The sequence below is a fragment of the Facklamia sp. P12945 genome (assembly GCF_050409485.1).
Taxonomy (GTDB): Bacteria; Bacillota; Bacilli; order Lactobacillales; family Aerococcaceae; genus Facklamia.
Genome location: NZ_JBNUPJ010000013.1, coordinates 25521 through 39591, shown reverse-complemented (window position 1 = coordinate 39591; position 14071 = coordinate 25521). Strand labels below are relative to the sequence as shown.

Below are 14071 nucleotides of genomic sequence, written 5' to 3'. Positions count from 1 at the left end.
TTTAGATATACCTTCCAGGTATGATTGAGAACCTCACCCCATAAAGGATGACTCTTCTCCCGCCTCAAATAAATGAATTTCAGCGTCTGGGTCACGCTTTAATAAAGTCTGAACCGACTCATAACCAAAGTGTGATGTTCCAACTACAACATACTTCATTCTAATCCCTCCGAATTGTTATTTATAATTATTCTAACTAAGCATATATTACTAAAAATAATAGATAAGTACAACCTAATAGCTTACATTAGTAAAGACTTTAGTTCTTCAACCTTATCTGTACGTTCCCAAGTGAATCCAACTTCTTCTCTGCCAAAATGGCCATAGGCTGCTGTTTTGGCGAAAACTGGCTTCCTCAAATCCAACATATCAATAATTCCCTTAGGTGTAAGTTTAAAAACCTGACGAATGGCCCGAACAATTTCAGCATCTGAATGATCGGAGCTTTCAAAGGTATTCACACTAACAGATACTGGTTGAGCCACTCCAATCGCATAAGCAATTTGAATTTCTATTTTTTTTGCAATTCCTGCAGCCACTATATTCTTAGCAATATAGCGTGCAGCATAGGAGGCTGATCGGTCCACTTTGGTTGCGTCCTTTCCTGAAAATGCGCCTCCTCCATGACGAGCATACCCTCCATATGTATCCACTATAATTTTGCGTCCGGTGAGGCCTGCATCTCCTTTTGGACCGCCTATAATGAAACGTCCTGTGGGGTTAATATAAATCTTAGTTTCTTCATCCAATAATTCGTTTGGAATAGTTGGTTTAATAACAAGGTCTAAAATAGCTCCTCTAAGCTCTTCTAATGACACTTCCTCGCTATGCTGAGTTGAAACGACTATTGCCTCTAATCTAACGGGTTGATCTTGTTCGTCGTATTCTACAGTTACCTGAGCCTTACCGTCCGGTCTTAAATAGTCCAACTGTCCAGATTTTCTTACTTCAGTCAGTCTACGTGTTAATTTGTGCGCCAAAGAAATCGGTAAAGGCATCAATTCTGGCGTCTCATCACAAGCATAACCAAACATCAATCCCTGGTCACCCGCTCCTATTTCTTGTACATTTTCTTGGTTTTCTCTTGTTTCAATAGCTGAATCAACCCCCATAGCTATATCAGCTGATTGTTCATCTAAAGAAACAATAATGGCTAAGTTTTCGGCGTCGAAACCAAATTTGCCACGATTATAACCAATTTCATCAACCTTCTGTCTAACAATTTTTTGAATATCCACATAGGCACTCGTAGTAACTTCTCCTAACACCATAACTAAGCCAGTGTTAACAGCTGTTTCACAGGCTACTCTGGCCATCGGATCCTGTTTCAAGATGGCATCCAAAATTGAATCAGAAATTTGATCTGCAATCTTGTCTGGATGTCCCTCTGTAACTGACTCTGATGTAAATAATCTTTTCTCTAAAGCTTTCATTTATCTTCCCCCATTTTTTATATTGGTTACAAGGCAAATTCACAATCGATGAATCGTGAACCCTATCGGGAACTTTTGGTTGTAACGTTGTAAATTATATCATTCAAAACATACACAAGTAAACATGCGTTTATATCAAGCTTTATTTAAGTTCTCTTTCGCTTAAAAACATACAAAAATATACACTACTATATACTTTTTGCCCCTTTTTTGCCCCTTTTTATCTCATAAAATTTTTAAAATAATTACAACTTTTATTGTAAAAAGTATTGACTTTATACAATTTAAACTGTATAATAAATTCAGAAAGAGAGGTGAAAAATGTTGGATAATGAATTGTTAAAAGCCATAGGGGTTTTAACAGGTGGCTTAGGTGCTTTAATCGGAAGTATTGCAAAGCTGATTGAAGTACTAAAACAAAAAGAAAAGCAACCTTCTAAACGCCGACCAAGACGATATAGATAAGTTGCTAAGGATATAGGGGGAGCTAGCCCTCCCCTACCTATCCTTATTATATCCAACATTGAATTTAATGACAATAGAAGTAATATTTGTAGCTCTATGTTGCATCTTTGTTTTCTCTTTATTTAACAGAAGGGGTAATAATGATGATCATTGATACGAATAAAATTAAAAAACTGTTAGAAAGTGATATCACTAGCTACCAAATTAGTAAATCCACAGGTATCTCTACTCAAGCATTAGACAATTATCGGCTTTATGATAGTAAGATAGACAATATGAGAATAAGTATTGCAGCGAAGCTATGTAGATTTTGGGATGAATTTCAGGAGGGAAAAAATGAAAAATAATAATAACTTTAATTTAATCGATTTGTTTTGGAAAGCTTTGTTTATATATAATGTTTATAAGACAATTAAAAGCTGGATGAAGTAACTGTTTATATTAAACAACAAAAATAACCCCACCACCGATTAAGGTAGTGGGGAGTTTTTCTTTTGATAATCTTTTGAATTTAATTTATTAGAGTCTTGAAAGCTACATAAAGTCCTATAACCGTTATGATGAAACCTATCAACCCTTTAAGCTTTTTTGATTTCATACAATACACCGTCTAGATAGAATTGACCGTCCTTCACTTCATAGAACTCCTTATCAACATTCTTATCGATTTCAGGTTCGATACGGTCATCTTTATTGACTTCAGTATCTTCCACTTTGACCCAATCAGATTTAGCTTCTTTAATATGCTCTTCAAGAATCCAAGAATTAAAATTCTCAAGTAGATAAGCTACTTTTGAATGAGAAACGTCTTTAATGTCCTTGACTTGCTTAATCTTGGCTTGCTTCCCAGTAATACTTATAGACGGTTTCATCTCAACCTCTTTTTGTGGATCGTACCATTTGCCGCCATTTTCAATGGTTACCATGTCACCTACTTTTAACTCTTTAAATGGCAATTTAGGGCTTGTATAGCCTTTGACTTCAAAGGTATCTAATCCTTTAGGGTTGTATTTAGATGTACCACGTAAGGTATTAATGTGGTTAACAATCATCGATAAGTAAACAGACCAATTAATACCTTCTTTACCTGCTCTAATTTGTGCTGGGCAGTTCTTTTTATTAGGGGCATAATCATAATGTTGTTTAATCATCAATAAGGGATCCCAATTCTTTAAATAGCAGTAGATAGCTGATAACTTAGCCATGTTGTCCATCGCTTTTTTATAATTTCCTCCACGATTGATACAGCCCTCAAAAGCAATAGTTCTCATGTTTCCAGGACCCTTGCCGTCTGAGGCGTGCCAACATGAAACATCGTCTTCAAACGATTGGATAGCTTCTTTGTCGTCCACTTGCCAATGCCACGAAGCACCGTATACTCTTGATTGTAAGTTAGCGTGCATTTGAGCAGTAGCCCGAGGGTCAACATTGCCAGTGTTGTGAGTTGTTATACCATATTTATTATCATTCATTCGTCCAAAACAGTTTACTCTAGGTTTAACTGGGGCTAGTTGTTTCTTGATTTTAAGCCCTAGGATATCGGCACATTGTTGAAAAGTTAGCATCTTTTTATCCTCCTTATCATACTGCTTCAAATCATATTCATTGATTAAATTAATTAGTTTTGCTCCATAAGTTGAATCTGTCGCATACGTACCCGTTAAAGCTCTTGCCTGCTGTTCGGGTGTCTTGGCACTTAAAACATCTTTGTATGCGACGTTTTTGCGATAGTCTGTAGATGTAAAGAAGCTTGCATGATCTTTAACAGACAACTCCCACGAAGCATACTTCCTGAAATCCCCCGGAACTTTAATTAGTTTTCCAGTAACTTCTTCTTTGGTAATCTTTGTGTATAATTCTCCCACCCAAGGATAACTTGCCTTAATTCCAAATAAATTTTTGCCATTTTTAGCTAAGTCAGATTGACCGTAATTAGACTCTAAACACGCTTGCGCAATTCTAACGGAATTAAAAATAGGACTGGAATATTTATCCACCAGTCCTGCGATTTTCTCTATAAATTGTTCTCTATTCATCATTTTTACCTTTTACTTTCGGATTTCTATAAGCGTCATCAAGTGTCATAGTTACCTTACTCATATCAATCTCTGTATTCTCACGGTTTAATTTATCAAAATATTGTGAAACAAAATTAGGCAAAGGGACCCCTGCTTGTCCTAAATTTTCGATTACAGAAATACCATAAGTTGCTATATAAAAGACGACAAAACTAGTGGCAATTGATTTAAAACCGAGTACAGATAAGACTGGATAGACTGATAAAACAAGTGACACAACTAGCAAGTGTTTAATTAGCCCTTGCAGCCCTTTTGTAGAGTTGGCCACTTCACCTAAAAAGCTTTTTGCGTATCCCGTTACAAAATCTGCCACTACAAACCAAGCAAAAATAATAATATAAACATTGTGACTAATTACTTGATATTGTTCAATTAATTTCTCTAATTCGAATTGTAATTCCATCTTACTCCTTCTTTCTGATTATTTTTACTATGCAAAAAGAGCCAGTTATCAAAAAACTAGCTCTTTTATCAATTAATATTTCTTTTGTTCTATCCCACTTGTTCGGACGTTTGATCTTTCGTCTTGTCCTCTCCTCCTTCATCAGAAATCGGTTCTGACTCATCGTCTGCTTCAATTATTCCTAACTCAATACATTTCTGACGAACGGGATCTCTCCATAGTCCTGGCACTCTTTCGATAGTCCAACCGGTTCTATCGCTATGTCTTATTAAATTCACGAACATATTGACCATTACTGCATACCTCCTATTAAACTTTCGGTTAATTCTCCGATAATCATCTGCATTTCAAGTTTTTCATCTTCAACCTGTTTTGTCATTTCAGCTTTTGCCTTTTTAGTTTCTTCGTCAATTTGATGTTTCGCTTCGATTAATTCTTCTTGAAGTCTCTTAATTGCATTCTCAGGATTTAAGCGATCTCGTAATATCTGTTTACACATTTCAATTACTTCTCGCTCATCTTGATTAGTGTAATCTCCAGTCAACTCCATAGTATGGAAAGAAGAATCACTTCCTTCTTTATACTCTAAGTGAACGATAGTCTTACCGTTCGGTACTAATATTGACTCTACAATTTTATACATAAATATCTCCTCCTAATTATATTGATACTCCTAAACCTCGGATCGCTTGCTTTATTTTTTCGATTTCCTCGAACACATCTTCGGGGGACGGGCTCCAATCTGAACTTATTCGACCTATCTCTACTTTAATATTTTTAATAGTGGCATTTCCTTCTGGTTTTACTTTTCGAATAGTTAAAGTGTCATATAAAGCTACATCATCGACTTTAGGAATGGTAAAATGAAACCTTTGCCATTTATCGGTAAATCTTTTTCCGTTCTTTTCATAAACGAACGGGATGCGTGCCCCAGAATTCGTACGGTAATAAATGTGAGGGACGTAATCACCTTCTAAAAATTCATCCATTTTTGCATCAAAAGATACGCTTACTATTTCGCCAGATAGTTTATCTTTGAATTCCTGACTCATTGGTAAACTTATAGTAAAACTTGAAAGCGTTACTTCTCTGTTAGAATTTCTAAAAAGATTTGTTCCCCCTATTGTTTCTTTTGTAATAATTGATAAATCAGACAATTCGTCAAATTTACGTATTTTATCCCAAATGGTAACATCGTAATCAATCTTAACTTCATCATTTAACCAGTCTATAACCCCGTTTTCGATATAAGTGTCCATTTCTTCTTTTGTGGGTTCGTTTCCTGCTCCGAATTCTTTGGTTAAATCAACAATTATAATATTATCGAATTCTGTAAAATTACTACTTGAGGATACGTTAAAATTAGAAGTTATCGTAAACCTTGCCTTTCCCGTTGTCGAAGGAAAGTCTAAAATAACAGAGTTATCTAATAAATCTTTTTCTGATTTTCCTGTAGAATCATAGAATTCAATATTTATTGACCTAGTATTCGTTCTATTTGAATTAAGATAGATATAAATCTTATTATTTAACACAGATTGAGTATTGTTTTGTATCAATCTTGTAATTACATATTGACCATTACTTTGTAATTTTATTTTACCGTCAACAATAGAAATGTTTCCTAATTCACTCCCCCAGTGCGAAGTCCCTTGGTCAAAGTTTCCATTCCTAGCCAAATTATGAATAACCCGAGCTTGCTTAAAATCTTTCCCACTCTTGCTAACCATATCTTCTGGCGCAGGGGTCCAGTCGGTTGCAATTGAGCCTCTCTGCATTTTTGGCAACCCAAAAGACAATGCATAATTCCCTGAATTTCCTTCAGTTAAAATCTTTATAACGTGGTTTCTAACTGTAGCTTTTCTTGTAAAAGTATATTTCATAACTTTTGTTTCGTTTGGAAGAATTATCATAAACTTGTTACTATTTTCATCGTTGTTTACAGTGACCCCTGCAAAGCGAGCATTTAATGCAACTTGATTTGAATTGTGAACGGGAACCGATAATGTATAAGTTTCTCCTTTTATGGCCTCAACAGGGAATGAGAAATGCCAATTATATCCGTAATCATAGTATTTTTGATCATTTACAATTCTTTCAACTCCTATTCTAGTTATTTTTTCAGAGTCTATTAGTAAATTTCGGTCACTTATAAATGTTTCATTCGTTAAATACTCCCCAAGTGGTTGATAGTGACTATCGGTTTCTGCTTTAGTTAAATACTCACCTTTCGGTTGGTATCCAAACTGAGCCTGTTGTTTTGTGAGATAGTCTCTTTGAATATCTTGTTTTAATTGAGTGTCGTCATAAACCGGTCCTTGTGGTCCCTGTGGTCCTCTCGGTCCAATCGGGCCTCTTGCCTCAACACCTGTACTTTTTCCATCAACTACCCACGTTCCATTTGAACCGACAGTCGGTATAACGCTTGGTTTAACAATATTTGCAACTTCTTCTGCAGATGCTTTTTCTACTTTGGGGACAACTTCTGCTATTAATTGGTCTTTACCATAAGCAATAATCACATTGACATCACCAACTGTTGCTGATCTTGTCACCGTCAATTGAGCATCTATGTCTTTATCGCATGACGGGAATTTAAATTTACCATCAACAATAATTTCGATAACATACTTTCCGGCTGGAAACGCACCTATCGTAAAATTAACGATATTATTCGCTAATACTGTGGTTGATGTTTTATATACTTGGTCAATCATATTAGGACGCATGATATAAATATTGGCCGATTTTCCAGTTAAATTTAGATCATCATCCGGATCGTAAAGCTGGTATTTAAGAGTGGTTTTATCGTCTTGTCGGATGATATCACCACGGTTTAAATCTCTTATCTTTAATATCGAAGCCATTTAGCACGCTCCTTTCTAATTTTCTTCTTCGATTGGGGTTTTTAATTCTTCAATTTCTTCTTTCAAAATTTTTATTTCTTTTTCTAAGATTTTGCATTTAATTTCCAGCTGGACAAGTTCGTTGCTTTTGTCTAAGTATAATTCTTTAAAAACCTGTTCCATCTTGGTCACCTGTCTCCATATAATCTTCTATTTCAACAACTTCTTCTACAATTGGCTTAGATACTTCGATTGATTCATCAATTTTATCAATTAATATATCAATTTTTTGAAGCAATTGATTGATTAATTCTTCGTTCATTTATTTGCCCTCCTATAATTTTGTGGCTTGTGTTCCTATGATTTTCCACAACCCGCTACTACCAAGACCAATACTGACATTTGTCTGCTCATTGGTCCATGCGATAACTTGCTCTCCACCGCCTAAAATTATATTGCTAATCCTAAAGCCAAGATTATTTTTGCCGCCTTTGATCGATCCTAAAAGTACCGGCGATTGAATTAGTACGGCATCTTGTTCTACCTTTAATTTCATAGCACTTGGCGAAATTCTATCACCGTTAGAGTATCCAATGCCCCAAGCGTATCCTGAATTAATCGGCATGTCGTTAACAACACCGTAATTTGATCCGTTATGGTACCATGAACTTGTTCCACCTGTTCTAACACCACTTGAGTTAAAATACTCTATTTTACCATCGTGGATATTCACCTGTTCGTTAGATCCACGTGTATAAATACCTCCGGCATCAATGTAGACACTACTACTAATTCTATTCCATGTCGATTTAATAAAATTAGTTTTATTAGCAGAAATATTATCAGCATCTATATTAATTACCCGAATCCTGCTAGCGTCAATGGTCCCTGATACAATTTTATCCGCATTAATATCGTATGCTAATAACCGGTTGGTAATTATCCCACTGTCAAAAGTAGCTTCTCCCGTAACATGTAACTTTTTACCATCAATTAAAACACCTTCAGTGGATAAATTAATTTGAGTAATTATTTCCCCCTTAGACACTTTAAGATTGATATTGTCCGACATTTGAGCCACCGCAGAACTGGCATGAGCTATGTCATGAGCATTAGACCCCCACTCTGACATATATGCGCCATTTTGTGTGACTGTCACAAAATTGATTAAAACACCAGGTGTTTTTTTGATTGTGATACTTTTTAAATTCCTACCTTTAGGAGTGATAGTAACTTTATATATTGCCTTGCCATCCGCTGATCTCTCTTTGTTTAACGTGTTTCTGCTTAACGTAGAGTCAATCCAATTGTAATTAATTTCTAATCGATCGGGCGCTGTTTCAGGTTCAGCTGATATGTATATGTATACTTTAGTGTCTTTATCAAAATCGTTCACATGTATTGTCAGATTTTCTTTGCTCATATTATAAGGTGGGTAAAAATTGCTTGCCACCGCAAGATTAGGGCTATTTTTTGAGACTATTTCTTTAATTTCCTGCAAAATTAAATCGCTTGTTTGGATAGTATTGCTAATATATTGATCATCAATTACGGAATCTTTTATATACTTAGCAGTCTGTTCATTAATTGATAAAGAACCGTCTGGATTATAGACCAGCGATCTAAAACTACTCTCTAATTCTTCTTTGGTTGCCAGGCTTACATCGCCAATAGCATCCTTAAGGCTCGCATATCCGCCCTTTATGATGATTGTTTCAAATTCGTTAGCTAGCGTTGCGCCTGCTCCAGATTGATCGATGGCTAATTGGGCTTTTACTTCAGCATCAGAAACTTGTTTAAGTAATTTTTGTTTTTCTTGTTCTATTCTTTCGAATTTAGCCTTTATTTCTTCACTGGTTATATCTCTTCTAACCCACGTTGGTGATCCATCTACCATGCTATAAATCATCATATGTGTCTCTGAGCCAACTTCTTTAAACCACAAATCGTTTATGTCTGGATTAGTAGGTTCGTCAGGACCTCTATATATAGTGTTTTTTCCATCAGCTGATGCAAGAGCCAAATTAATTGTGCCGTCAAGTTCATTGAAACGCGATGCAATCGCTGTAGCGTTGCTAAGTTGGTTGCTTGTATACCTTTCTTGATGATTGCCTAAAGTTATACTGATGTATTTTTTATTAAGCAAATCATACTCTACACCCACTACTTTTGCTGTGATGTTAAATCCGTAATCTGATTCAAATATTTGCAAGGTATCGCCTAAAGAAACAGTTTCTAATGCTTTATAGTCTTTGTATTCGACCGTTTTTCTTAAGTCGACAAAAGTCACTTTATAAGTCGCTTTAGGCTTGTCAGCGCCATCTTCGAATTCTTTCTTTGCCATCTGTCGCATCTGCTCATAGATGGCATTCTTTTCTTCTTCTGATAAATCTTCAAATTGACCTTCAATTTCGATTGTATATTGTCGCTCTTTGATGATTGGGTTCGGGTAGTTACCAATCAAAGGACTATCAACATATAATTCAGGCAATCTTATTCCGTTACCAATTGTCGGCTTAATACGTGTAACAACACTTGATACATCAACTTCACGATCAAATCCGGTTAGATTTTTACGCGATCTGATAGCGTTATCTAATACTTTACCAATTGTTTTATCCATTGAAATGTTATATCTTAAGCGTTTCATTTCTCCGCCTAACCGGTTCACAAATGTGTTATCTTCTGTACCGATTAATGCATTGATCGGATTTTTAGCAACCATTCTGATATTAGCTGTTCGATCTATGTTACTGAATCCTTTAAATAAGTGTTGAAATTGCGTATTTCCCAAAATTCTATTTATTGCGCTTTGCCCATCAGAATTAAAAATGAAAATATCTTCTATATGATTATCAATTAAATCATAGGAAATGTGTTCGCATTTCAAGGTTGTTGTGCGTAAGGTGTTATTGATCTTCCTAACTCTGAAATAATCTTCTTCACCATTCATATCGACAATCTTAATCAATTCAAATTCTGATGGAATTTTACTACGGTCAACCTCCTTAGCGCGGTGAGGAATGACTAGCTTAATATATTTCTCACCGTTTAATGATTCGTGGTAAGTAGCTGTACTAAGCCAGTTATCCATAACGGGATTGCCGACACCTTCAAATTTGGTCTCATATTTCCCAAAAACTGAAATCATAAGTATCTCTCCTTAAATTCCACGCTTAATTTAGTGACCGCCCCACTAGCAGTTATCTTATTTACTCCAGTTTTCATAACAGGAAATTCTTGAGTAAATATTTTAAACGATCGTTTATTTGGCGTTAATTCGTCATAAAACTCTAACTTTTCACAATCGATTACTGCTTGACCGTTTAAATCTTTGATCGTCATTATTTGACCATTAATATTAAGAATTATTTGACCTGTACCAGTTAATTTAATAATTGGTAAAGCGAAGTATGTTCCATGGTTTCTAATCTCAATGGAATTAGTACCTGTAGCTGTTGATGGGAATTTATAGTATTCAAACGGATCTAAAACAACAGGTATGTTGAATTCACCCTTTAATAAATGTTCGTTCTTGATATTACTTAAATCGAATCCCTTGACGATATAATAAAAATTAGGATCATCAGAAAAAGAGAGCGTGAAGGACTGCTTCATCAACAACATTCCTCTAAACTCTCTCAACTTCGGCTTTAAACCTTCTTCTAAAATATTAATTAATAAATCAATTTGTCTGTTTTTCCAAGCTCCATACTCAGTTAATGCACCGTCATATTGATCGATATTAGCGTGATAAATAATTTCACGTTCGGCACCAGGGATGTCGGGGCGTTCTGCCAAGCATAAATTGTAATGACTAAGTTGTTCGAATTTATCAATAGTTATATCTAACATTAAGCATCCCCTTTCCCTCTACCAAAATCATTCGCCTTATCTGATAATCCTTTATCGATCTTGTCAATCATTCGATCAACGTCGTAATCACTAGCTATTTCTGCATAAACGTTAATCGTATTGCTACCATAATTATTGCTTGTTTGAAAACTTTTACTTGCTCTAAATATCTGGTCTCCGATGGTACCTAAAACTTTAGAAGTCAATGGAAGGATAGCTTCTGGCCCTGCTTCTCCACCAACATGGAAATTCTTCCCATCAAATCCGAACGGGAATGCACCGGTCATCAAACCACCGTCTTTATACCAACTGATACCAAACGATGGGACACTTGGAGGATTTAAACTGAATCTACCATTAATTGTAAAGTGCGGCAATTTCAATTGAGGTAAGGACCAACTGAAGTTAAAGAAGCTTTTGATGCGATCAATACCATTTCTAACTGCATCTCTTGCTCCATTGATTTTATCTGTTATTGCTTGTTTGATATTGTTAAATATTTCCACAGTTTTATTCTTTGCGCTATTAAATCCGTTTATCATAAAGTTTTTTACAGAATCGACAGATTGTTTGGTATTGGATATGATTCTGCTAAACGTATTAAAAACTGTTTGTTTCATTGTTTCCCAAAAGCCAGACCAATCACCATTGATAGCTTGCATGACAGCTTTGATGATTCCTAATATAAAGTCCATTGCTATTCTAATTGTTTCTTGAATGATAGGCCAAACCGTTTGAGTTACTCCTTGAATCAAGCCCCAAACTAATGTTACTTTAGCGAGTACTTGTTCTAATATGATTACTATGAAAGATTGAATCCAACTCCAAACAGTATTAATTGTCTGTTTGATTAATTCGTTGTTCTCATTCCACCAACTTGTCAATGCACTCCATATTTCCATTACAAAATCGCTGATAGATTGGATGATTGGTTGCAAAAACTCTTTTATAGCATTCCAAGTGTTTATAACAGCTTCTCTGAATTGGTCATTGGTTTCCCATAAGTGTTTTATTGCTAAACCTAAGCCTACTATTGCAGCTACCACTAATGCAATTGGAGCGATAACAGTTGTAATCGTTGTCCCCAAAAATGTAAATGCAGCTATGATTCCAGCTATAATTGGAGCCAATATACCTAATGCCGTTACTATTATTCCCATTACAACTATAAATTCTTTTATCGGATTTGGCAGATTAGAAAACCATTCAAATACTTTTTTTAACAAATTTACTAATGTTTTTAATATTGGAGCCAAAACTTTTGAGATTTCTTCTCCAATATCACTCATCACTAATTTTAATGCATTCTGTGTCTTCTCAAATTCCTTTATAGGATCAAGAGTATCTTCATAAGTAGATTTAACCTTACCTGCTGCTTCTTCCGACGCTTTGGATAATTCTTCCATGCTAAAGGTTCCACGTTTTATCGCGTCAACCATACGCACAGCGCCTTTAGTGCCGAATACTTCTTGAGCTATGTTCAACGCTTCTGTTTCATCTTTAGCGTTCATAATTGCATCTATTGTGCCTTCAAGGCCTTCTTTTAGTGATTTCCCATCTTTCGCATAAACAACAGCTGCTTTACTCAAACTACTTAATGCTTGACTGGAGTCTACCCCTGCTTGTTCGAATTGCCCCATCAGAGCCACACCTTCACCAAATTCAAGTCCTAGAGCTTTAATTTGTGGCGCACCTTCAATCGTCTTTTGCATTAAATCGTCTACTGATTGGCCAGTTCCTTGTGCCACCATTGTGGTTGAATCTAATACGTCGCCTAACCAATCGGCAGATAACCCATAAGCTTCTAACGCTTGTTTGGCCATAATGGAAGTATCAGTAACATCTGCCCCATTTATTTCTGAATAGCGAATAATATCTTTAGAAGTTTCCTTCAAGGCATCGCCAGTTAAACCAAATTGCGTGTTTACTTCTCCAACTGCATTACCAATCGTCTCAAAGTCAGCGGGTATTTCAGTAGCAATTTCTTTAGCTTGTTGCTTCATTTCCTCTAAAGGTTTGCCAGTTGCACCTGTTTTAGTAGTGATGATATCCATACCAGCATCTACTTCTCTAAACGCTTCTATCGCTGACCTGCCGAGCTCGATAAGTTTATCACTAACATTTTGTAAACGATCGCCAAACTCCATGAGTAAATCGGCTTTCATGGTATTATTTAACTTATCCATTCCGTCTTGGGCATCACCAGATGCATTTTTTAAATCGCGCATCTCGTTCTCAACTTGGTTGAATGCTGTCTTAGATTCATTCAATGCCGTTTCCAATTGCATGACTTCGCGTGAGTTCTCGCCATATTCTTTCTTGGCTAATTCAAGTTGTTTTTCTAAGTTTTGCACTTGTCTTCCGACTAGTTCAGATTGTTGAGCTAAACCTTTTTCGGCCATCTCTAATTTTTCTGCATCGGTTGCTGTTTCAGACATGGACGATTGTTGAAGTTTTAATTCGCTGTTTAACTTCTTACTTTCATCAGCTAATTTTGCTTGTTCATCTTGTAAATCTGCAATAGCTTGTTTATTCCGTTCGCTTTCTTGAGCAGACTCGCTCATTGAACTTTTAGACTTGTCGAGCGCTTGGGTCGTTTCGGTAATAGAGTTCTTTAATCGTTCTTCGTTACGCTGCGCATCTAATAGTTTGTTGCCCCATAGTTGCGCTTCTTTTGAATTCTCACCCATCATCTGCTTAGCCTGTTCGAATGCTTGAGCAGTCAGCTCTGTCTTTTGTTTAGCAAGATCATACTCTTTTGATAATTTATTTAAGCTCGCTTCGAGTTTGTCTGTTTCAGAACCGGTCAATTTCATCTCTTCTTTTTGAAGTCTGAATTCTTTATTCAATGTAGTTAAACTTGAATTGATGTCTTTGATACCACTGTTAAATTCTGAATTTAGAACTTTATAACGAACTTTTACTTCTTTTTCAGCCATTTATTTCCTCCTTTCCGTATTTATTCACTGTGTTTATACGCTTCTAAAATTG

14 protein-coding genes and 1 riboswitch are annotated in these 14071 nt (G+C 35.8%); of the genes, 2 read left to right on the top strand and 12 right to left on the bottom strand.

The window, feature by feature from the left end; translation table 11 throughout:
* Positions 1-33 precede the first annotated feature (33 nt).
* On the bottom strand, positions 34-159 hold the full coding sequence (locus ACQV2X_RS05645; RefSeq protein ID WP_428874331.1) for an NADH peroxidase: 126 nt from the start codon (positions 157-159) through the stop codon (positions 34-36).
* Positions 160-242: 83 nt separating this feature from the next.
* Positions 243-1433 (bottom strand): methionine adenosyltransferase, encoded by a 1191-nt coding sequence (metK, locus tag ACQV2X_RS05640; RefSeq protein ID WP_428874329.1) that lies wholly within the window; start codon positions 1431-1433, stop codon positions 243-245.
* A riboswitch (SMK box riboswitch) is annotated at positions 1431-1523 on the bottom strand. (Overlaps the previous gene by 3 nt.)
* Positions 1524-1754: 231 nt before the next feature.
* Here metK and ACQV2X_RS05635 point away from each other — a divergent pair.
* The gene (locus ACQV2X_RS05635) at positions 1755-1898 is read left to right on the top strand and encodes a hypothetical protein (RefSeq protein WP_428893507.1); all 144 of its coding nucleotides are present in this window, start codon (positions 1755-1757) and stop codon (positions 1896-1898) included.
* A 140-nt stretch (positions 1899-2038) separates the two neighbouring features.
* The gene (locus tag ACQV2X_RS05630; protein WP_428894328.1) at positions 2039-2245 is read left to right on the top strand and encodes a hypothetical protein; all 207 of its coding nucleotides are present in this window, start codon (positions 2039-2041) and stop codon (positions 2243-2245) included.
* A gap of 231 nt (positions 2246-2476) precedes the next feature.
* Here the strand turns inward: ACQV2X_RS05630 and ACQV2X_RS05625 are convergent, their stop codons facing one another.
* The 10 genes from ACQV2X_RS05625 to ACQV2X_RS05580 form a co-directional block, all read right to left on the bottom strand.
* Positions 2477-3937, bottom strand: a complete 1461-nt coding sequence (locus ACQV2X_RS05625) for a glucosaminidase domain-containing protein (protein WP_428894327.1) — start codon at positions 3935-3937, stop codon at positions 2477-2479.
* Positions 3927-4379 (bottom strand): phage holin family protein, encoded by a 453-nt coding sequence (locus tag ACQV2X_RS05620; protein ID WP_428894326.1) that lies wholly within the window; start codon positions 4377-4379, stop codon positions 3927-3929. The genes ACQV2X_RS05625 and ACQV2X_RS05620 overlap by 11 nt, the downstream gene beginning before the upstream one ends.
* Positions 4380-4468: 89 nt before the next feature.
* The gene (locus ACQV2X_RS05615) at positions 4469-4672 is read right to left on the bottom strand and encodes a hypothetical protein (RefSeq protein ID WP_428894325.1); all 204 of its coding nucleotides are present in this window, start codon (positions 4670-4672) and stop codon (positions 4469-4471) included.
* A complete protein-coding gene (locus ACQV2X_RS05610; RefSeq protein WP_428894324.1) occupies positions 4672-5022 on the bottom strand; it encodes a hypothetical protein in 351 nt (116 codons plus the stop codon). Before ACQV2X_RS05610 ends, ACQV2X_RS05615 begins: the two co-directional genes overlap by 1 nt.
* Before the next feature lie 16 nt (positions 5023-5038).
* The gene (locus tag ACQV2X_RS05605) at positions 5039-7246 is read right to left on the bottom strand and encodes a hypothetical protein (protein WP_428894323.1); all 2208 of its coding nucleotides are present in this window, start codon (positions 7244-7246) and stop codon (positions 5039-5041) included.
* A 15-nt stretch (positions 7247-7261) separates the two neighbouring features.
* Complete coding sequence (locus ACQV2X_RS05600) at positions 7262-7408, bottom strand: hypothetical protein (protein ID WP_428894322.1); 147 nt, start codon at positions 7406-7408, stop codon at positions 7262-7264.
* The gene (locus tag ACQV2X_RS05595; protein ID WP_428894321.1) at positions 7392-7547 is read right to left on the bottom strand and encodes a hypothetical protein; all 156 of its coding nucleotides are present in this window, start codon (positions 7545-7547) and stop codon (positions 7392-7394) included. The genes ACQV2X_RS05600 and ACQV2X_RS05595 overlap by 17 nt, the downstream gene beginning before the upstream one ends.
* A 12-nt stretch (positions 7548-7559) precedes the next feature.
* A complete protein-coding gene (locus ACQV2X_RS05590) occupies positions 7560-10376 on the bottom strand; it encodes a phage tail spike protein (RefSeq protein ID WP_428894320.1) in 2817 nt (938 codons plus the stop codon).
* Positions 10373-11080: a phage tail protein gene (locus tag ACQV2X_RS05585; protein WP_428894319.1), complete on the bottom strand. Its 708-nt coding sequence runs from the start codon at positions 11078-11080 to the stop codon at positions 10373-10375. The genes ACQV2X_RS05590 and ACQV2X_RS05585 overlap by 4 nt, the downstream gene beginning before the upstream one ends.
* Entirely contained in the window at positions 11080-14019 is a 2940-nt protein-coding gene (locus ACQV2X_RS05580; RefSeq protein WP_428894318.1) for a phage tail tape measure protein, read from the bottom strand. Before ACQV2X_RS05580 ends, ACQV2X_RS05585 begins: the two co-directional genes overlap by 1 nt.
* Positions 14020-14071 lie beyond the last annotated feature (52 nt).

Excerpts from the sequence above, each read along its gene's own strand:
- ACQV2X_RS05610 (WP_428894324.1), bottom strand. The coding sequence starts at position 5,022 with ATGTATAAAATTGTAGAGTCAATATTAGTACCGAACGGTAAGACTATC.
- ACQV2X_RS05600 (WP_428894322.1), bottom strand. The coding sequence starts at position 7,408 with ATGGAACAGGTTTTTAAAGAATTATACTTAGACAAAAGCAACGAACTT.
- ACQV2X_RS05590 (WP_428894320.1), bottom strand. The coding sequence starts at position 10,376 with ATGATTTCAGTTTTTGGGAAATATGAGACCAAATTTGAAGGTGTCGGC.
- ACQV2X_RS05615 (WP_428894325.1), bottom strand. The coding sequence starts at position 4,672 with ATGGTCAATATGTTCGTGAATTTAATAAGACATAGCGATAGAACCGGT.
- metK (WP_428874329.1), bottom strand. The coding sequence starts at position 1,433 with ATGAAAGCTTTAGAGAAAAGATTATTTACATCAGAGTCAGTTACAGAG.
- ACQV2X_RS05635 (WP_428893507.1), top strand. The coding sequence starts at position 1,755 with ATGTTGGATAATGAATTGTTAAAAGCCATAGGGGTTTTAACAGGTGGC.
- ACQV2X_RS05585 (WP_428894319.1), bottom strand. The coding sequence starts at position 11,080 with ATGTTAGATATAACTATTGATAAATTCGAACAACTTAGTCATTACAAT.
- ACQV2X_RS05620 (WP_428894326.1), bottom strand. The coding sequence starts at position 4,379 with ATGGAATTACAATTCGAATTAGAGAAATTAATTGAACAATATCAAGTA.
- ACQV2X_RS05595 (WP_428894321.1), bottom strand. The coding sequence starts at position 7,547 with ATGAACGAAGAATTAATCAATCAATTGCTTCAAAAAATTGATATATTA.
- ACQV2X_RS05580 (WP_428894318.1), bottom strand. The coding sequence starts at position 14,019 with ATGGCTGAAAAAGAAGTAAAAGTTCGTTATAAAGTTCTAAATTCAGAA.
- ACQV2X_RS05630 (WP_428894328.1), top strand. The coding sequence starts at position 2,039 with ATGATGATCATTGATACGAATAAAATTAAAAAACTGTTAGAAAGTGAT.
- ACQV2X_RS05625 (WP_428894327.1), bottom strand. The coding sequence starts at position 3,937 with ATGATGAATAGAGAACAATTTATAGAGAAAATCGCAGGACTGGTGGAT.
- ACQV2X_RS05645 (WP_428874331.1), bottom strand. The coding sequence starts at position 159 with ATGAAGTATGTTGTAGTTGGAACATCACACTTTGGTTATGAGTCGGTT.
- ACQV2X_RS05605 (WP_428894323.1), bottom strand. The coding sequence starts at position 7,246 with ATGGCTTCGATATTAAAGATAAGAGATTTAAACCGTGGTGATATCATC.